General features: G+C 47.2%; 18 protein-coding genes. 11 read left to right on the top strand and 7 right to left on the bottom strand.

Annotated elements, in window-relative coordinates; translation table 11 throughout:
• Positions 1-52: 52 nt before the first annotated feature.
• The 4 genes from ACAN55_RS15145 (at position 53) to ACAN55_RS15130 (ending at position 4841) form a co-directional block, all read left to right on the top strand.
• A complete protein-coding gene (locus ACAN55_RS15145; protein ID WP_379134295.1) occupies positions 53-943 on the top strand; it encodes a carbohydrate ABC transporter permease in 891 nt (296 codons plus the stop codon).
• A gap of 17 nt (positions 944-960) precedes the next feature.
• Complete coding sequence (locus ACAN55_RS15140; protein ID WP_379134293.1) at positions 961-1785, top strand: carbohydrate ABC transporter permease; 825 nt, start codon at positions 961-963, stop codon at positions 1783-1785.
• 81 nt (positions 1786-1866) lie between these two features.
• A complete protein-coding gene (locus tag ACAN55_RS15135; RefSeq protein ID WP_489685775.1) occupies positions 1867-3630 on the top strand; it encodes a cache domain-containing sensor histidine kinase in 1764 nt (587 codons plus the stop codon).
• A complete protein-coding gene (locus tag ACAN55_RS15130; protein ID WP_379134290.1) occupies positions 3627-4841 on the top strand; it encodes a response regulator in 1215 nt (404 codons plus the stop codon). Before ACAN55_RS15135 ends, ACAN55_RS15130 begins: the two co-directional genes overlap by 4 nt.
• A gap of 90 nt (positions 4842-4931) precedes the next feature.
• Here ACAN55_RS15130 and ACAN55_RS15125 read toward each other — a convergent pair whose 3' ends face one another.
• From ACAN55_RS15125 to ACAN55_RS15110, 4 genes are all read right to left on the bottom strand, one after another.
• A complete protein-coding gene (locus ACAN55_RS15125; protein ID WP_379134288.1) occupies positions 4932-5258 on the bottom strand; it encodes a DUF4190 domain-containing protein in 327 nt (108 codons plus the stop codon).
• A gap of 142 nt (positions 5259-5400) precedes the next feature.
• Entirely contained in the window at positions 5401-6666 is a 1266-nt protein-coding gene (locus ACAN55_RS15120) for an MFS transporter (RefSeq protein WP_379134285.1), read from the bottom strand.
• Between the two features lie 54 nt (positions 6667-6720).
• Positions 6721-7650: a LacI family DNA-binding transcriptional regulator gene (locus tag ACAN55_RS15115; RefSeq protein WP_379134283.1), complete on the bottom strand. Its 930-nt coding sequence runs from the start codon at positions 7648-7650 to the stop codon at positions 6721-6723.
• An 89-nt stretch (positions 7651-7739) separates the two neighbouring features.
• Positions 7740-8603 carry an AraC family transcriptional regulator gene (locus ACAN55_RS15110; protein WP_379134280.1) on the bottom strand — a complete coding sequence of 288 codons (864 nt, stop codon included), beginning with the start codon at positions 8601-8603 and terminating at the stop codon, positions 7740-7742.
• Between the two features lie 255 nt (positions 8604-8858).
• On the opposite strand from ACAN55_RS15110, the gene ACAN55_RS15105 reads away from it, so the two are divergent.
• Complete coding sequence (locus tag ACAN55_RS15105) at positions 8859-10157, top strand: alpha-glucosidase/alpha-galactosidase (RefSeq protein ID WP_379134277.1); 1299 nt, start codon at positions 8859-8861, stop codon at positions 10155-10157.
• 140 nt (positions 10158-10297) lie between these two features.
• Positions 10298-10534 carry a hypothetical protein gene (locus ACAN55_RS15100; protein ID WP_379134275.1) on the top strand — a complete coding sequence of 79 codons (237 nt, stop codon included), beginning with the start codon at positions 10298-10300 and terminating at the stop codon, positions 10532-10534.
• A gap of 101 nt (positions 10535-10635) precedes the next feature.
• Here ACAN55_RS15100 and ACAN55_RS15095 read toward each other — a convergent pair whose 3' ends face one another.
• The gene (locus ACAN55_RS15095; protein WP_379134272.1) at positions 10636-11064 is read right to left on the bottom strand and encodes a VOC family protein; all 429 of its coding nucleotides are present in this window, start codon (positions 11062-11064) and stop codon (positions 10636-10638) included.
• A 103-nt stretch (positions 11065-11167) separates the two neighbouring features.
• On the opposite strand from ACAN55_RS15095, the gene ACAN55_RS15090 reads away from it, so the two are divergent.
• The 5 genes from ACAN55_RS15090 to ACAN55_RS15070 all read left to right on the top strand — a co-directional run bounded on the left by ACAN55_RS15090 (position 11168) and on the right by ACAN55_RS15070 (position 15910).
• Complete coding sequence (locus tag ACAN55_RS15090; RefSeq protein ID WP_379134269.1) at positions 11168-12124, top strand: helix-turn-helix transcriptional regulator; 957 nt, start codon at positions 11168-11170, stop codon at positions 12122-12124.
• Between the two features lie 131 nt (positions 12125-12255).
• Positions 12256-12768 carry a peptide-methionine (S)-S-oxide reductase MsrA gene (msrA, locus tag ACAN55_RS15085; RefSeq protein WP_379134267.1) on the top strand — a complete coding sequence of 171 codons (513 nt, stop codon included), beginning with the start codon at positions 12256-12258 and terminating at the stop codon, positions 12766-12768.
• 50 nt (positions 12769-12818) lie between these two features.
• Positions 12819-13124, top strand: coding sequence for a Dabb family protein (locus ACAN55_RS15080; protein ID WP_379134265.1), 306 nt, complete (start codon positions 12819-12821; stop codon positions 13122-13124).
• A gap of 38 nt (positions 13125-13162) precedes the next feature.
• Positions 13163-14554, top strand: a complete 1392-nt coding sequence (locus ACAN55_RS15075; protein ID WP_379134263.1) for a TldD/PmbA family protein — start codon at positions 13163-13165, stop codon at positions 14552-14554.
• A 3-nt stretch (positions 14555-14557) separates the two neighbouring features.
• Entirely contained in the window at positions 14558-15910 is a 1353-nt protein-coding gene (locus ACAN55_RS15070; protein WP_379134261.1) for a TldD/PmbA family protein, read from the top strand.
• A 131-nt stretch (positions 15911-16041) separates the two neighbouring features.
• Here ACAN55_RS15070 and ACAN55_RS15065 read toward each other — a convergent pair whose 3' ends face one another.
• Positions 16042-17364: a sugar phosphate nucleotidyltransferase gene (locus tag ACAN55_RS15065; protein WP_379134258.1), complete on the bottom strand. Its 1323-nt coding sequence runs from the start codon at positions 17362-17364 to the stop codon at positions 16042-16044.
• A gap of 21 nt (positions 17365-17385) precedes the next feature.
• Positions 17386-18198, bottom strand: coding sequence for a DUF6492 family protein (locus ACAN55_RS15060; RefSeq protein WP_379134255.1), 813 nt, complete (start codon positions 18196-18198; stop codon positions 17386-17388).
• Between the last annotated feature and the right edge of the window lie 10 nt (positions 18199-18208).

The raw sequence follows: 18208 nt of genomic DNA, 5'->3' as shown, positions 1-18208 counted from the left end.
GTGGCAAGTACACGCTTCTTCGCATCGAGTTTATTTTAGGGGGCGGAGAGAAATGAAAGTTCTGAAGGTGCCAGCACGCACAATAGCCGTCTTCGTATTGCCATGTCTGCTGCTGTATGTGTGCCTTGTATTTGTACCAATTGTGGTTTCTGTATACACAGGCCTACTGAAGTGGGACGGACTAACTCCTTCGGAGTTCGTTGGTTTTGGCAATTTCCATGACATGTTCTTTAATGATCCTGTGTTCTGGCCTTCTGTACGAAGAACCTTACTGTATGCTGTAGCGTCAATGCTTGAAATTCCATTGTGCTTGTTCATGGCGATCCTGCTTAATCGTTATCTGAAAAAAGCAAACACTTTGGTATCGTTGTATTTCACACCTGTAATCTTGTCGGTCGTTATTATCGGACAATTGTGGAAGACCATTTATAACCCTGCTTCCATGGGAGGCATGCTGAACGGTGTACTCATCGCACTCGGACTGGACAGCTGGACTCATAACTGGCTTACCGAGCCTAAAATTGCAATGTTTGCCCTGTATTTCATTTCACTCTGGCAATATTTCGGTTACCACTTGCTGATTCAGTTCACCGGGGTTCAGAATATTCCTGACGAATTGTATGAAGCTGCAAAAATTGACGGTGCAGATGGATTTAAGGCGGATCGTTACATAACGCTGCCGCTGATTGTCCCGATCTTTAAAATATCGATTGTACTCGCATTTATCGGTTCACTGCAGGCATTCGATTTGGTCATGGTTGTGACCGGCGGGGGACCAGCACATGCGACAGACGTAATTTCTACGCACATGTATAACAGCTCCTTCCTATCCTTCAAGTACGGTTACGGAAGTGCTATTGCAACATTCCTGGTAGCCGTGTGTCTGGTATTTACCGGGTTCATCAATACCATCTTCAACAAGCTTGAGAAAAAGTTCGGATAGGAAAGGAGATCGCGATCATGCAAAAAACAAAAAAAGGACTCGTGTATCTTCTTTTTGCGATTCCTGTCGTCACCCAACTGTACCCACTTGTATGGCTTCTGCTGTACTCACTTAAAACCAATGAAGAAATCCTTGACGGTAACTTCTTCGCTCTGCCGAAATCCTTTCAGTGGAGTAACTATTCTACAGCTTTCGAATCAGGAAGCTATCTGGCCTTCCTGAAGAACAGTGTATTCGTTACCCTGGTCACTATGGTATGCGTAATTCTGCTTAGCTCGATGGTCGCTTATGCGATTTCGCGTTTCCGCTGGAAATACGGCAATGTTGTAATGACCATCTTCCTGATGGGTATGATGATCCCGATGCAGGCAACTTTGCTGCCACTGATGATCATCTTCAAAAACGTACACATTCTTAACACGCATTTGTCGCTGATCTTGCCGTATATCGCATTCCAGACGCCAATTGCTGTGTTTATCCTTAGCGGATTTATGAAAGGCATTCCGCATGAAATCGAAGAATCGGCGTTTATTGACGGAGCAAGCGTATATCGCATCTTCCGCAGCATCATTCTTCCGATTTCCGTTCCACCGATGATGACGGTATGTATCCTGACCTTCATCAACATCTGGAATGAGTACATCCTGGCTGCGACCTTCATCTCTTCCGAGAAGCTGAAGACCTTGCCTTTCGGGGTATACACATTCGTCAGTCAGTACTCTGTCAACTATGGCGCGATTGGTGCGTTCCTGGTAATGGGCGCCCTGCCGGTTATCCTGATCTACTTCTTCCTGTCCAACCAAATCACTAAAGGTATGGTTGCAGGTGCGGTTAAAGGTTAATTCTCGCGTTGCAATGGCAATCTTAATGGCTTTATAATAAAGGAACAGTGGGACACAGGATGTGAAAGGAGGGATACCCGCTTGCGAAGCGGATTTCATTCCATACATCATCGGTTGTTTCTGCTGTTTCTTTTTTGCATGTCCGGAATTCTGTTAATTGTCAGTCTTCTGTATTACAACCGGACAACGGACCAGGTACATGAGAAGATCAGTGACCTGTCGCAAAAGAACGTCGCACAAACAGCCGATTTATTCAGTCTTTTGTACAAAGGGTATGACAGCTTATCTAAAACTCTGAGCAACAACTTTGAAATGATCCGGCTTCTGAATCAGACGACGGATACCCCGGCGATTGCTTACATTAACGAACAGTCTATCACGAACATCATCGGAGCGATTTTTTATTCACGGGATGATATCGTCGGTATTCATGTCATTAATGACAATGGCAAAATTTATAACTACGGAAATACAATGAACGCTGTGGATCCAGCTTACCCCGAAGAGGAGTGGTACCAGCAGCTTCAGAAATCTTCCGGGAAAATGGTCTGGTTGGGCGTCTTCGATCATTCCTTGATTGATGAAGCAGAGGATAGCCGGGTATTCGCTTTTGGTAGACAAATTTTTGATTTGAATGAGCACAAACCTATTGGCATTGTTCTCTATGAAATGAATCCTCTGCCGATTCTGGATGCACTGGACAACCTTAAACTTGGTGAGCATAGTGAGGTCTTTCTCATGTCGCAGGATGGTCGTGACATTTCTTCGACTGCTCAGTCTCCACCTGATCTTGGGGAAATTACGGATTTGCAACATGCGCAGAATGTGGTAGTGAAGCAGGATTCAGACCGGTTGACGGTTGCTTCCAAGCTGTCTTTTGCAGATTTATGGGTTATCAGTGTTACACCTGACCGGGATCTAAATGTTGAAGTGATTGAGATGAAGCGATATTTGCTTATCGTAATTACGATTCTGATCTGTGTATCTACATTGATAGCATCTATTGTCTCCCAGACCATCTCCTCACCCATCAAGAAGCTGATTCGTGAGATGAAACAGGTAGAAATCGGGAATTTCCGCGGAATGCTAAGCGTAGCCTCGTATCAGGAGATTAATATTCTAGTAGCATCGTTTAACCGCATGGTTACTCAGATTGAGGAATTGATTGATCGGGTGAAAGTCTCCTCCGTTAGTGAGAAGAACGCAGAAATTCATGCGCTTCAATCTCAGGTTAATCCGCATTTCCTGTATAACACTCTGGATATGATCTATTGGATGCTGGATGAGAAAGAAAAGGATCAGCTCGGTGAACTCGTTCTATCGTTGTCTTCTATGTTTCGGTACAGCAGTAAATGGGATGACGGAGTAGAAGTAACACTCCGGGAAGAGATGGAGCAAATAAATCATTATCTGAAGATTATCTCCATTCGCCTTGAAGGCCGGTTGAAGGTAGAGATTGATATTGACGAGCGCTGGCTTCACATCCCGCTACCTAAGATGACACTCCAGCCTGTTATTGAGAATGCGGTAAAACATGGGCTTGAATCGCTTAACCGTCAGGGTATACTTAAGGTGTTTGCAATACAGGAAGGCAGCGATCTCAAAATTATCGTTGAGGACAACGGTAGTGGAATGACGGATAAGCAGCTGGGCATGCTGCTGGAATCGCTGGAGAGGGAGAATAATAAGGAGCAGAGTGGAGGCATTGGTCTTCAGAATCTGCACCGGCGGCTAAAATATATGTTTGGCGAGGAGTATGGCCTTCAAATTCAAAGCCATCCCGGTAAAGGAACGCGGGTAGGCATTGTGCTGCCGCTTCCTAAGGAAGGAGAAACAAATTCGTGAACATTCTGATCGCTGATGATGAACGTGTGATTCGGGAAGGCATTCAGCGGACCATCAGACATATAAACCCGGATCACGAAATTTATTTAGCGGCCTCCACTGAAGAAGCGCTTAAGATTATGGAGGAACAACGGATTCACATCGTGCTTACCGATATTTTGATGCCTGGAGTGAACGGGCTGGAATTCATGAGGATTTCCAAACGCAGATATCCTTATGTGAAATGGGTGGTTATCTCAGCTCACAGTGAATTCTCATATGCACAGGAAGCTGTGCGGTTGGGAGCCAGAGACTACTTGCTGAAGCCTATCGGCAAAACACGTCTGCTGGAGGTCATCAATAGTCTTGCTGAGGAGATTGAGAAAGACAGTGAGATTTCAAGGGAAGGCGAGCGCCTGAAAGTCAATCTTAAGTATTTGCGGGAAGGCGTATTTCAGCGACTGGCTTCCGGTCTTGATATCGGCAATCTTGATTTAAGTCCTTTCATCGAGGATTACCTTAACTTTTATCTGATTATGGTACAAATGGATACTGGGGATAAAAGCGTTCGCCTGGAGCATTTTATTGTCGAGAACGTGCTCTCCGAGCTGATTGAACGTCATGGCCGTGGGTTTGTAGTCAGCTATGACCGGCAAAGCCTGCTCGGTCTGATCACGTTAAGAGAGGACGAGGTGATCGAGACTTTCCAGGAGGAAGTGAAGCTGCATCTCAAGCATTCGCTAAAGGTGCCGTTTCAGGTCATCCTGTCAGGTCTAAGCTTCGATTTCAATACCGTTCCGCAGGTTGTGATGAGAATGCGCAAGGCGTTCGCATCGCAGGCTATTGAACTTGAACCCGGCAAAGGCAGCGGTGAGAAGGCTATTGATGTCGCGCTGCAATATATTAAGGAACATTATTACGAAGACCTGTCTCTCGAGAAAATGGCGTCGGTGGTCTTCCTCAATCCTGCGTATTTCAGTCAACTGTTCAAGCAAAAAACCGGTCAGGGCTATAAGGAGTATTTGACCTCCGTGCGCCTGGAGCAGGCTAAACTGCTCTTATTGATTCCGAAGCTAAAGCTTGCTGAAATTGCAGAGCGGGTTGGTTATCAGGACATGAGGCACTTCACCCAAATGTTCCGTAAGAAATTCCAGTTAACCCCTACAGAATACCGGCAACAGCAGGTTGTAAATGTTCTGATGGGCAATGGGGAACCGGAGTCATTATTGTAGAGCGTGGGATACCTAAGAATAAAAGCCTGTCTTCAACAATGTTGAAGGCAGGCTTTTTGATTTATAAATGAAATATTTGTGTATATCTGCTTAAATGGTGTTGTAGTTATTCATACTGGCAGCGGCAAAGATAAAAATGATTAATATAATGATAAGTATGACACTAAAAATCGTTCCAATAATGCCGCATACCAGCCCAGCGATCGCTAAGCCCCTGCCCTGTTCTTGACGGATACGAATCTCTTTAAGGGACAATGTGGAGAAGATAATGGCAATGATTCCGAATAAAAGACCAATATAAGGGATGACGATCGCCAGTATTCCGAGAACGAGCGCAGCAACGGATTTGCCGTTGGTGTGTGCCGGAGGAGGCACAGGTGGATAAAATTCCTGATGTCCCTGTGGTTGATAGTTCATTGATTAAGTACCTCCCGAGATTATGTATGAGCGGACAGTTCCTAAAAGGTAACATACATCCCCCCTACATTCTATATTAATATTTCCAGAAAAGAGATACTATGTGCTTTGACATAAGGACATACATTTAATTTTGAAAAGTTTATTGATATTCGCGGATGAACCGAAGCTCATGATATGCCCATATTCCAAATACCAGGAGCATAACTCCAACTGCAAGCATTACACTTGAAGGACCAAATAAGTCGGCTGAAGAAGAGAAGACTGCAAGCCCGAGCGGTGGAGCAACGCTCATAAGCGACCCCAGTACTCCGAACATTCTGCCTTGCAGGTCTTCAGGCACTTCGAGACGCAAAATTATGTTGATTAGTAGTGTGCTGAAGGCGAATGTGAAACCAATGAGGAGGATTAACGGTATAGCTATCCACATAGTAGAAGTAAAGGACAGCACAGCATAAAGTGGCCCAATAAGCAGAAGGCTGTAGATAATGACCCGGCCACGGTATTTCAGTTTGTCACCTGTCGCGACAATAAATCCTGCACCAAGCATATAGCCTAGTGGAATACAGCCTTCCATAAGACCGAACTCGAGAGGGGTTGCATTCCAGACCTTCACAGCCATCACCTGAGTCAGCATTAGGCTAGATAGAAAAAACAAAGACAGTATAGGCAGCAGAATGGTTATAGCTTTAGCGAAAGGGTTACGCCATATAAAGCGGAAGCCGCTTAGTATATCCTGCTTAAATGATTGTCCTTTCGCACCGCCGGTAAGCACCGGAGAAGAGAATGACCCGGCTAAAGACACCGCTAGAAGAGCGGCGAGAAAAGCCATGCCATCGATCACGATGGCCAAAGTTCCTCCGAAAGCCGCGACAAAGATCCCGCCAAGCGCATAGCCGGCGGTTCGTGAGATGTTTTCGGATAAGCTCATCCATCCAGCCGCCTTTTGAATATGTTCTGTTCCGGCAATGCATCGGAGTGAGGCTTGAAACGCTGGTCCTTGAAATTGCCCGGCAGCCGTCACGACTCCGGTTAAACAGACGATCAGTACGAATGAAGGATGAGGGCTTGCAAGACATGCTGCGATACCAAGAACAAATATGCTTTGAATGAAATAGGCGCCCAGTATGATCCGGCGGCGGTTGAACCGGTCTGCAAGCGTACCGGTGACTGATCCGAGCAGCGAACAAATAATGAGATTCACGATCAGCAAAATGCTCATAGCCTTGGCACTGCCGGTTTCCTGAAGAACCCACAAACTAAGTGCAAGGCTGTGAAAGGCATTGCCCAAAAGTGAGATCGTGCTGGCAGTAAACAGGAGAATAAACGCTTTGTTTCTCCATAATGCAGGATAACTGCTGATCGGTTTATTAGCTGCTATTATCGATCCGGGTTCCAGAGAATTCATGAAGACAACCTCGTGTAGTCACTTAACTTAAACGTTTAAGTTATTATAGAAGATTTACTTCAACACATCAACCCAAAATTGATTGGCCTGATGTACAGCATGACCTCCATGGTTTTGCATTAATGTCTCCATAAGCTCAAAGGAGGTTCGTGACCTGTCATCCGCGAATTGCACTGTTGCTGTTGTGTTGTCAAGGATTTGAGGAAGATCGCAGGTGCAGAGTACAGTCACAGGTCCGGTATAAGAGTTCTCAATGATTTTGCCCAGAAATTCATTGGTTACAATCATGTGCTTGCCTTGATTCTGTTTCAGGAAGGTACATAGATCCGAAAGGTCTTGAGTGCCCTTGACGACATAAATCTGCTCCCCGGGAAGGCTTGCGCCTGAGATGATTGCATCCATAAATGCAGCATTATTAAAGCTCTCCATAACAAGACAAGCGGGAAGAGGGAGGGCTGATCGGGCCTGATCCAGCGCCCCAGGATAGTTGAAATACACCTGATTGAATAAAGGATCAGAGATAAGGCTGTCGATAAGAATCAGAGGAACCCCTTCGGTAAAATTGGCGGATATCCGGTAGAATTGTTCTTCCTTCACATCGATCAGGAATACGGCATCCAGCTTTCGCTCCCGAATGACGTCCAGATAGGGATTATCAGGATTCAGGCTGACCAGCAGCGTATGATAACCGGCCTCTGTAAGTTTGGCTTCAAGTCCGCTAATGAAGGTGGAGTGGTTTTGTTGTTTCCAGTAAGGTGTATCAGCCGTTCGATTGATTAGAATCCCGACCAGGCCTGTTTTTCGCAGAACCAGAGAGCGCGCTGCCAGATTAGGGACATAATTCAGTTCTTTGGCGATCTGGAGGATGTTCACCTTAGTCGCTTCGGGTATCGTTTGTTTCTGGACATTATTCAGCACATAACTTACTGTGGCTACCGATACATTTGCCAGACGGGCAATGTCTTTCATGGTTGCTTTTTTCATCCCTACTTCTCCTCCGGATCTCTTTGAACAAAGCCTATCACTTGGGGTGAAGGCAAGTCAATTGCAGTTGTAATGCGCGTATGGATTGACTAACTTAGTGTACGCAGGGCATTGCGGTAATCAGTTGGCGGCATACCACTCCACTTGTGGAATTGCCGTGAGAAATAAAGTGCATCATTAAAACCCACCGCTGATGAAATCTGCTCGATGGTTAATCTTCCGCCCAGCAGTTCCTTTGCTTTCTCCATGCGTACCTTCATCAGGTATTGTTTGGGGGAGAGTCCGGTCTTCTGTTTAAAAGCTTTGGACAAATGGGCCCGGTGATAGCCTAGTGTCGAAGCCAATTGATCTATGCTGATCTGTTGATGATACTGTAGAGAAATCCAACGTATGGCCTGAGCGATCTGGCGGTCGACCATCTCCGGTAACTCCTTGGACTGTGGGGGGTGATCCCCGCTGTTTGATGTACCGAGCCGGTGAAGCAGCAATCTCATCCAACCTGCGGCCTCCAGACTTTCCAGGACCGGATAAGGGGATTGGCGGAAGGACATGCGGATCTTCTCATAAAGGCTGCTGATACCGATGATATCTTCTGTATGCAGGAGCGGAAGCTCTCTCCAAAGGCCAATGTTTGTAAGAAACCCCTCAGTCTCCGCACCTTGTAAAGCTACCCAGGCATAATGCCAAGGATTTATCTTATCCGCTTGGTAGCTGAAGAGTGAACCGGGGTAAATCACGAATGTATCACCGGGTGAACACTCCTTTGTAACATTACCGCTCTGAAAAATGCCCTTCCCGTCCAGTACCGTATGTATAAGGTAGTAATCATGCACGGCAGGACCAATCTTATGCCCCGGAACGGGTCTTCCCTCACCGCTGAACAGAATGGAAGGGAGATCACTTTCCGGTGAAAGGTTGATCGCTAAGGTAAAATGATAATGATCAGGGTTCATAGCAGCCTCCTATATTTATCATTATCTTCACGATAGCCGAATTGGACTGATCATGCAACATTCATCCATATGAAACTTGTATTTCTCCATACTCAATAATGAACACATCCTCTATAGTAGGTGATGTGAAGAAACAGAGAGGGTAGTCAGATATCGCAGCCGTTACAGCGTATATTGATGTGAATCAAATCATTGTTATCCTGAATGCTGTGAATGCATTTGATTACTCCCTCATTTAGAGGAGGAATAATAGTCATGTCTAAAATTACATTTATCGGAGCAGGAAGTACTGTCTTTGCCAAGAACGTATTGGGTGATTGTATGGGAACACCCGCACTGCAAGGTTTTGAGTTAGCCCTGTTCGATATCGATCTTCAGCGGCTGAAGGATTCTGAAAATATGCTGAATAACATCAAAAGAAGCTCTGGAAGTACTTGCACAGTGAAAGCATATACGGATCGCAAAGAAGCATTGCGGGGAGCGAAATACGTCATCAATGCGATTCAAGTCGGAGGGTACGATCCATGTACCATAACGGATTTTGAGATCCCGAAGAAGTACGGCCTGCGGCAGACGATCGCGGATACAGTAGGTATCGGCGGAATATTCCGCAATCTGCGGACGATTCCGGTAATGCTGGATTTTGCAGCAGATATCAGAGAAGTCTGTCCGGATGCGCTTTTCCTGAATTATACGAATCCTATGGCGGTACTGACGAATGTTATGAATACTTATGGCGGTGTAAAGACGGTTGGTCTCTGCCACAGTGTCCAGCAGTGCATTCCCGGTCTGTTCGAACATCTCGGGTTGGATCAGTCAGGCGTGCAAGCCAAGATCGCCGGAATCAATCATATGGCCTGGCTGCTCGAAGTTACCAAGGACGGTATTGACCTGTATCCGGAAATTAAACGCCGTGCCGCTGAGAAACAAAAGGAGCATCATGGAGATATGGTCCGCTACGAGATGATGTTGAAATTCGGTTACTATATTACGGAATCCTCCGAGCATAACGCAGAATATCATCCATACTTCATCAAGCGTAATTACCCGGAGCTTATTGAGCGGTTTCAAATTCCGCTCGACGAATACCCGCGCCGCTGTGTAGAGCAGATCGAACGGTGGCAGCATATGCGGGAAGATCTCGTGAACAATACCGATCTTCGCCATGAGCGTTCGCATGAGTATGCTTCATACATCCTGGAAGCAATGGAGACCAATGTACCGTTTAAGATCGGCGGCAATGTGATGAACACGGGACTGATCACGAATCTGCCACGGGAAGCCTGTGTAGAGGTGCCGTGCCTCGTGGATAGCAGCGGAGTAACACCGACGTACGTTGGGGATTTACCTCCGCAGTGCGCTGCTCTGAACCGCACGAACATCAATACTCAGTTATTGACGATTGAAGCAGCCATGACCGGTAAGAAAGAGCATATTTATCATGCCGCAATGTTAGACCCTCATACAGCGGCAGAACTGTCGATGGATGATATCACCAGCATGTGTGATGAGCTGATCGAAGCACACGGGGAATGGCTGCCGCAGTATATTTAAAGCTTCCACTCATACCTGTCCGCGTACCTGAATCTAATGTAGTTCACAATGTATCATGAGTCTAAATTCGTTGAGTGATTTCTTCCAACGAATATGTATGTTATGGTTATTGTTAAGAACAACAGAATTGGAGTGTAGGTATGAGTAAAGGACGCGTATGGAACAAAGGGAAACATAACGGTGGCGGATTTGAAGGGAGACGGGCGCAGCAACAGTTGAACTCCCCGGATTCTGCTAATAAAGAATCTCTGAATGAAAGCAATGCCGAAGACGCAGGCAATCCGATCAATTCCGTTAAACGAATGAATAGGGAGAATTGGGTGAGCCGGCCTGCAAGAGTCACTCCGCCAGCCCGTAAGAAAGATCAGCAACAATAAAAGTACAATCATAAGAAACGGCCTTCCGGTTAACGGGAGGCCGTTCTCTGTATTCATTATTGAAGTTACAGACTTGGATATTTGGTGCTGATGGAGCGATGTTAGTTGGCGCTCCGGCTCGTGAAGATTTGAAAGATCACACCATATTTGTCCGTTACCATCCCATAGGCAGGGCTGAAATAAGCAGGCTCAAGTGGTATGTTCACTGTACCCTCCACGCGCAGGGCATCATAAAGCTGTTGTGAGGTTTCTTTGCTATCTGCAGTAATACAAATCGTTACCTGATTGCCGCTCTGTAGCTGTAACCCGGGAATAAGATCCGCTACAAATATTTGGGACTCTCCAATTTGCAGGATGGCATGAGCAATTAGTTGTTGTTCCCGCACGGTTAACGGCTGTTCCGGATTCATTGGACCTTCGCCTATTGTTTGTTTAAATAAAACCTTTGCATGCAATGCTTCTTCGTAGAAATCAATAGCCTCCTGTGCATTGCCATCTAGCATGATATAGGGATTTAATTGCAGTTTCATGTGAGAACCTCTCCTTAAGTTTAGGTTAATCTGGACTACTCTTTCATTGTAGAGCATAATAGTGACAACTCTTGTCACTATTCCAAAAATGGAGTGTGCAACTATGAACAAATCGAAACGGCTTCTTGAACTGATGATGACCGTTAACCGGAAACGGAAATTTACGGTCAAGGAGTTAGCCCGTGAGTTTGATGTATCCTCAAGAACCATCTTGCGGGATCTGCAAGAATTAAGTGAGTTAGGTGTTCCCTTATATTCGGAAGTTGGACCCCACGGGGGTTATCAGGTTCTGAAGGAGCGTGTATTGCCGCCAATCGCTTTCACGGAGGAAGAGGCGGTAGCGCTCTTTTTCGCGAGTCATGCACTTCGGCATTATTCATCCCTGCCCTTTGAAGCCGAAGCGGCTTCAGCCTTGGGTAAATTCTATAACTTCATGTCCGGTGGTGTACGTGATGTGATAGATCAGATGAAGAATCGCGTGGATTTCATAATACCCGTCCGGAATTCTGTAGCACCTTATCTTGCACTTCTTCTCGATGCCGCTATTCACCAGCAGGTTATTTCCATTGAATATGGAACCCTCGGGACAAGCACATGCCGGGAAATTCAGCCTATCGGTATCTATGCCAGCAACGGATTATGGTATTGTCCGGCGTATTGTTTCCTGAGACAAGGAATACGAGTATTCCGGTGTGACCGGATTCAGCATGCCAGCATTGAGGCTGCATCCTCCGAGCCTTTGGACCTGCGGTATGTTCATCTGGGGAATCGAGAGGAATATGGAATGATGAAGTCTAAGGAAACCGTCTGTATATATGCTGAGCTTAAGGGCAATGCCATACAGAGATGCGAAGCGGAGCTTTGGCCGGAACCCAAACTACATATCCGCGGAGACGGGACCGGTTGGGTTGAGGGAGAAGTCAACAGAGGGGATCTGGCTTATTTTGCCCAATTCTTCATTGGTCTTGGAATGGATGCTTCGGTTAGCGGATCTCCGGAACTGCTGGGCGAGATGAGAAGACTTCTGGCTGAGCTTCGGGATAAATACGCAGAGGCATGAGGTCGAACATTGAACACTTGGTTGTGAATTTCTGCTGAGTATAGACTATTGTTGTCGATAGTGGCTCCCCCGCACGGAATTGTGTTAAATTAGGAAGACGTACAGAATGAATGGAAAGAAGGAATAGAGTCATGGAACAGGCAATGTTTGCAGGAGGCTGCTTTTGGTGCATGGTAACACCCTTTGAAGAGCTGCCGGGAATCCACGGAATCGTCTCCGGTTACACGGGAGGGCATACGATTGATCCGACTTATGAGGAAGTGAAGAAGGGGACAACAGGTCACTACGAGGTGGTACAAATCACCTTTGATCCGGCATTATTCCCATATGAGAAGCTGCTGGAGTTATACTGGCCGCAAATCGACCCTACAGATGACGGGGGGCAATTTCAGGATAGAGGCAGCCAGTACCGCACCGCGATTTTTTATTATACAGAAGAACAGCGTGAGGCTGCTCTGGCATCCAGGGAACAAGTGGCTGTCAGCGGCAGATTCTCCGGTCCTGTAGTCACTGAAATCCTCCCAGCGGATGTGTTCTACCGTGCAGAGGAATATCATCAGGATTACCACAAGAAGAATCCCAAGCATTATAAGGAAGACCGGGAGCAGTCCGGAAGAGATGAGTTCATTGTGAAGTACTGGTAAAATAGGCGGCGCCATCCGTCACCCATTTGAACTTTTGTGGAGGCAGTGACATGAGCAATCCTAATATCAGGCATATGGTTATTTTTAATCTGAAACATGCAAATGGTTCGGAAGCTGCCGGGCAGTTCCTTCAGGAGAGCAAGGATGTACTAACTACAATTCCTGTGGTCAGTAATTTTGAAGTCTTTCATCAGGTAAGCCCGAAGAATGATTATGACTATGGATTTTCCATGGAATTTGCCTCTCAGGAGGACTACGATACTTACAACAATCACCCGGTCCATGTGGAATATGTGCAGACGCGCTGGATGGCTGAAGTGGAGAGGTTTCTAGAGATCGATTTTAAGAGTCATTAAAGGCAGTAATCGTATGATAACAAGCGGGGAGGGATTGTATGCTTCAGAAATCGGTGATTGAAAATGTATTAAATGCCGCACTGGAGACCGGTGGTGATTTCGCTGAGGTATTCGCTGAGGACCGAACAAATGGCAGGCTTGAGATGATCGGCGGTGTGCTGAAGACATCTCTGTCCGGCCGTGATTATGGCGTGGGCATACGGATTTTGAAGGGGAGTTTCTCGGTATATGCCTATACCAATGACAGCAGTGAACCTAATCTCATCGCTGTAGCCCGTTCCGCAGCTAAAGCGATTCGCGGGAGCGGTTCTATCACCCAAGTGCTGGATCTGAGTAAAAAAGAGCTCTACAACAAGCATTTGATCAAACTTATCCCGGACGGTTCCTATAAAAAATCGCGAATAGATCTGATGCGGCGGGCACACGAGGCGGCCAAAGGATATGATCCTTCCATCGCCCAAACGATGGTATACGGGCTGAGCGGAATCCAGCACGTCCTGATCGCGAACAACGAAGGTCTGTTGGTCGAAGACACCCGCACCTACTCACGGCTGGGAATAAGCGCTGTCGCTGAAGATGGAGATCAGAAGCAATCCGGATTCAGCGGGCCGGGTGCCTACGCTGGACATGAATTTCTGGAGAGCTTGAACATTGAAGAGCACGCGCATAAGGCAGCTCGGATCGCAAGCACCATGGTGAAGGCCGGGTATGCACCTAGTGGAAAGCTCCCTGTTATCATTGATAATGGCTTTGGGGGTGTATTGTTCCATGAAGCTTGCGGGCATGGGCTGGAGTCAACTGCGGTAGCAACGGGATCGTCTGTGTTCGCAGGTAAAATAGGTGAACGGGTTGCTTCGCCACTTGTTACCGCAATTGACGATGGTACGATTCCGGGTGCTTGGGGATCACTGAATATTGACGATGAAGGAGCAGCGACACAACGTAATGTGTTGATCGAGAATGGTATTCTTAAAGGCTATCTAATCGATAAAGTAGGCGCCCGGCAGATGAATACGGCCTCTACGGGCTCTGGCCGCCGCCAATCCTACAAGTTCGCTCCCGCTTCGCGGATGAACAATACCTATATCGATAATGGCACCTCGACGCGTGAAGAGATTATCGCGAATACGGAATACGGCATATATGCCATGTCCATGGGCGGCGGGTCCGTAAATACGGCTACCAGTGAGTTTAACTTCGCGGTCCAGGAAGCCTATATGGTGAGAAACGGGAAGATTGCCGAGCCTGTCAAAGGTGCGACCCTTATTGGAAAAGGGATTGAAACGCTCAAAAATATTGATCAGGTTGCGAACAATCTGGATCATGGTCAAGGGATGTGCGGCTCCATCAGCGGTAGCCTTCCTGTGAACTGCGGGCAGCCGACGATCCGTATATCTGAAATGACCGTTGGCGGCAGAAAGGGGGAGTAGTGTATGAATATCGGTGAGTTTCAGCAAGCGTTGTTCACCAAAGGCTATGAGTCCGGGTTCACGGAGATGGAAATCTATTATGCCAGCGGACGTTCTACCTCTGTCTCTGTCCGTAAAGGCGAGATCGATACCTACACGATCGTAGAAAGTGGAGGGTTATCCTTCCGTGGGTTGATTCATGGGAAAATGGGTTATGCCTCTACAGAACGAATGGATCAGGATTCTATAGCGTTCCTTCTAAAAGAGGCTGCCGGCAACGCTGAAGCGGTTGAGACAGAGGATCTGGAAGAACTGTTCGCCGGCTCCTCCCAATATGCGGAGCTTGTGCCATGTAGTGATTCTCTGATTCATACGCCAGCCGAGAAGCTGATTGAGGCCAGTCTGTCCATGGAGAAAGCAGCTCTTGAAAGCGATCCACGAATTCATATGGTCAGAAGGTCTTCGGCTTCCGTCAGTGAGAGCGAGGTTCTCTTGGCGAACACGAAAGGACTGAACTGTCACAGAAAGAATAGCTATGGTTCAGCAAGTCTATATATGATAGCCAAAGAGAACAATAACTCAGAGGACAGCGTGACAGGGGGCTGGTTTGATTATTCCCTCTCAAACTTTGATAACGTTAACCCCGAAGCTGTTGCGGAAAAAGGGGTTCAGGAGGCGTTATCCAAGCTTGGCGCGACCTCGCTGAAATCGGATGCCTATCCGGTTATTCTCAGGAATGATGCAGCGACACAGCTGCTGTCAAGCTTCACCTCTATCTTTTCTGGAGAGGCTGTAGAGCAGGGATTCTCACGGCTTAAAGGCAAGCTGGGTGAGCAGATCGCCGGCACCAATGTGTCCCTGATTGACGACCCATTAATGGCGAATACCATTTCTGCCCGTACCTTTGATGCAGAAGGCAGCGCCACTGCCCGTCATGAAGTAATCAAGGACGGGAAGCTGCTTACATTCCTACACAACCGCAAAACCGCCCGTAAGGCGGGTGTAGAAAGTACCGGGAACGCGGCAAAGAACGGTTATAAAGGGCAGATTGAAGTGTCCCATCATAATCTGTATATTGCTCCAGGAGGATCAAGCCTTAGTGAGATGATTCAGGGAACAGAGCAGGGCTTGATGATCGTCGAGCTGCAGGGCCTGCATTCCGGCACGGATGCCACCTCAGGAAATTTCTCGCTGGCAGCAGTCGGACATTATATTGAAAAGGGCGTAATCGTCAGACCCGTCAACCAGATCACGATCTCAGGCAATTTCTTTGAATTGCTAAACGAGATCGAGTGTATTGGGAACGATCCCCGCTTCATTGGCAGTTGCACATCACCTTCACTGAAGTTGAAATCTTTATCTGTATCGGGTTCCTAATGAGAGGTTACCTGAGTTAAATCTGAAATATTTCAAAAAGGCAGATGCCGTGATGGACTTCACCTCCAATCGTTAGTTGGTGTTTAACAATTGGGGTGCAGTTCAGCGGTGTCTGCCTTTTTAGTGTCCTTTTACGAAGGATATACAGCTTGCGCTGCTAATTTATCTCCGAATCTTACCTCGGTCAATTCCATGGAAGTACCTGCAATCATTCCATGTCTGTCGCCTCTGGAAATGCTGATGACCTCCCCGGCTTGGACGGGCATCACTGAACCATTCAATCGAAATTCACCAAATCCGTTTAGAACGGTCCATATCTTCTGACGGTGTTCGCATACCATTTCCTGCATGGAATGGCCCGGGAGCAGGGTCAGTTTAAGTGTAATTACATCTTCTACTCCAGTGGCGGCACAATCCAGAATACAATAGCTCCCCCAGTAGGTTTCTCCATACCAAGGGCATTTAGCTGGACTGCCCATGACCTCTTTAATTTCATTCGCTTTCGCCTTGTTTGCAATCAAGACACCATCCGCGCTGCCAATAGCCACAATATCCGATACACCAATTACATGAATAGGTGTATTTAGCTCATTCACAATATGGGTATTGCGGGAGCAGCCTGAGACACTCCCGTTACCCACAATCGTGCTGCTGAGTTGCTCTGTTAGAGAATCCCAGCTCCCCAAATCCTGCCATACTCCGGTGTGTCTCAGAACGACCGTATTGCTGTTCTGTTCAACGACTTCTTTATCGAAACTGCGGACAGGCAACTCTGGATATAGGGCAGTGAATGCGTCGTATTCCGTAGGCAATCCGGCTGCCTTCAGGTAAGTCAGGATAAACGATAGTGAAAAAGCAAAAACACCGCAGTTCCATAATGCATTCTGCTGGATAAGCGCCTGGGCTCTTTCCGGATTGGGCTTCTCTTCAAATCGAAGCACAGGAGAATACCCCATGGAGTTCTTGTTTCCGGGAACGATATAGCCGTATTGGTCTGAAGGATGAGTGGGCCTTGTCCCAAGCAATGCGATATCTGCCTTTGATGCAGCCAGAATATCCCTGAACTCATGGAACAATCTGAAGAACTCATCATCTGCGTACATATCGGCCGGCGCAACACAGAGAGTATCCCTAAGATCTGCCTTACCCGTGGAGTGGAGATAGACTGCACCCAGTGCGGCTGCAGTAAAAGTTCCTCTCTTGTATGGCTCACCTAACACGGGGAAATCACCTTTTGTATACCTCTGAGTCAGTCCCAGCTGCTCTTGGTGTGTCACGAACAATGCTGACTCACCGATTCCCGTATTGTTCAACTGGCGGCATACCCGGCCAATCATGGATTCCGCGCCGCCCTCAGGAGCAGGAAGCAGATTCAAAAACATCTTAGACCGTATACGGTTGGATAACGGCCAAAGCCGCTGTCCGGAGCCGCCGCATAGAAGTATGGTATGCACGGATGTCTGCCTCCTCTCATGTTAGGGTTTGGCTGGACGGGAATAACCTTTGCGTTCATGGAAAGAGAGAGAGCGGAAAGACGACGAGAACTTTTGAATCCGGCTGGCTGTAAGTGAAGTTACAGGTGTGGCCAGTGACTTGTTGCGCGCACTCCTCAAGGTAACGGAAGCTTGATTGTGGCTGTATACATAATTGGCATAGGTCTCGAACTCGGAGAAGCCGAATTGCTTCTTCTTGTTAATGCTGCGGATAATGGCAGAATGCCATGGCAAATGATGCTTGGCCTCGATGGTCCGCTTCAACTGTGCCAGCTTCTTTTTCTCGAATAGCATGTAATGGGTGACAAAAGATCTGGGGGAGGGTGCTTTCTTTCCGAGCAGCTTACGATAAGTCACGAAATATTCCGGCTGGCTCCAATCGCGGCAGTAAAAGACGGTTTTCCCCCCCGAGCGGAACCGGTGAGGACGAATCAGCACGGTATCGGCGTCAATAACAAGGAAATAGTTCTCGCGGCAGATATGATCCCCGTTCATTTTAAGCAACTGCTGATACAGCCAGCCAGAACGATTCCAGCGGGCCGAAGAATAGCGGATATGTTGTTTAGTAAAGGGCAGTACAGAGGTTTCATCAATGAAGACACATTTCTTCCGTGAACATAGGCTTCTGATTCTGGGGCTGTTCGGAGAAACAATATAGATATGACTTATCGGGTGTTTGACATAACGGCGAAGGCTGTCTATGACATGCGGCAAGGTAGCTAGGTCTTTTTCAATGGCTGGAATCAGGACATCTATAGGTGTGCTATGGTCAGAGCTTGTGGTTGGTTCGGGCATATGTTCATCT

Origin of the sequence: Paenibacillus oryziterrae (assembly GCF_042610485.1) — a bacterium.
Taxonomy (GTDB): domain Bacteria; phylum Bacillota; class Bacilli; order Paenibacillales; family Paenibacillaceae; genus Paenibacillus_AQ.
This window is presented reverse-complemented; position numbering and strand designations above follow the sequence as displayed.

Bases quoted from the DNA above. Each gene is read 5' to 3' on its own strand.
- ACAN55_RS15145 (WP_379134295.1), top strand. From the start codon at position 53: ATGAAAGTTCTGAAGGTGCCAGCACGCACAATAGCCGTCTTCGTATTG.
- ACAN55_RS15140 (WP_379134293.1), top strand. From the start codon at position 961: ATGCAAAAAACAAAAAAAGGACTCGTGTATCTTCTTTTTGCGATTCCT.
- ACAN55_RS15125 (WP_379134288.1), bottom strand. From the start codon at position 5,258: ATGAACTATCAACCACAGGGACATCAGGAATTTTATCCACCTGTGCCT.
- ACAN55_RS15120 (WP_379134285.1), bottom strand. From the start codon at position 6,666: ATGAATTCTCTGGAACCCGGATCGATAATAGCAGCTAATAAACCGATC.
- ACAN55_RS15115 (WP_379134283.1), bottom strand. From the start codon at position 7,650: ATGAAAAAAGCAACCATGAAAGACATTGCCCGTCTGGCAAATGTATCG.
- ACAN55_RS15110 (WP_379134280.1), bottom strand. From the start codon at position 8,603: ATGAACCCTGATCATTATCATTTTACCTTAGCGATCAACCTTTCACCG.
- ACAN55_RS15105 (WP_379134277.1), top strand. From the start codon at position 8,859: ATGTCTAAAATTACATTTATCGGAGCAGGAAGTACTGTCTTTGCCAAG.
- ACAN55_RS15100 (WP_379134275.1), top strand. From the start codon at position 10,298: ATGAGTAAAGGACGCGTATGGAACAAAGGGAAACATAACGGTGGCGGA.
- ACAN55_RS15095 (WP_379134272.1), bottom strand. From the start codon at position 11,064: ATGAAACTGCAATTAAATCCCTATATCATGCTAGATGGCAATGCACAG.
- ACAN55_RS15090 (WP_379134269.1), top strand. From the start codon at position 11,168: ATGAACAAATCGAAACGGCTTCTTGAACTGATGATGACCGTTAACCGG.
- msrA (WP_379134267.1), top strand. From the start codon at position 12,256: ATGGAACAGGCAATGTTTGCAGGAGGCTGCTTTTGGTGCATGGTAACA.
- ACAN55_RS15080 (WP_379134265.1), top strand. From the start codon at position 12,819: ATGAGCAATCCTAATATCAGGCATATGGTTATTTTTAATCTGAAACAT.
- ACAN55_RS15075 (WP_379134263.1), top strand. From the start codon at position 13,163: ATGCTTCAGAAATCGGTGATTGAAAATGTATTAAATGCCGCACTGGAG.
- ACAN55_RS15070 (WP_379134261.1), top strand. From the start codon at position 14,558: ATGAATATCGGTGAGTTTCAGCAAGCGTTGTTCACCAAAGGCTATGAG.
- ACAN55_RS15060 (WP_379134255.1), bottom strand. From the start codon at position 18,198: ATGCCCGAACCAACCACAAGCTCTGACCATAGCACACCTATAGATGTC.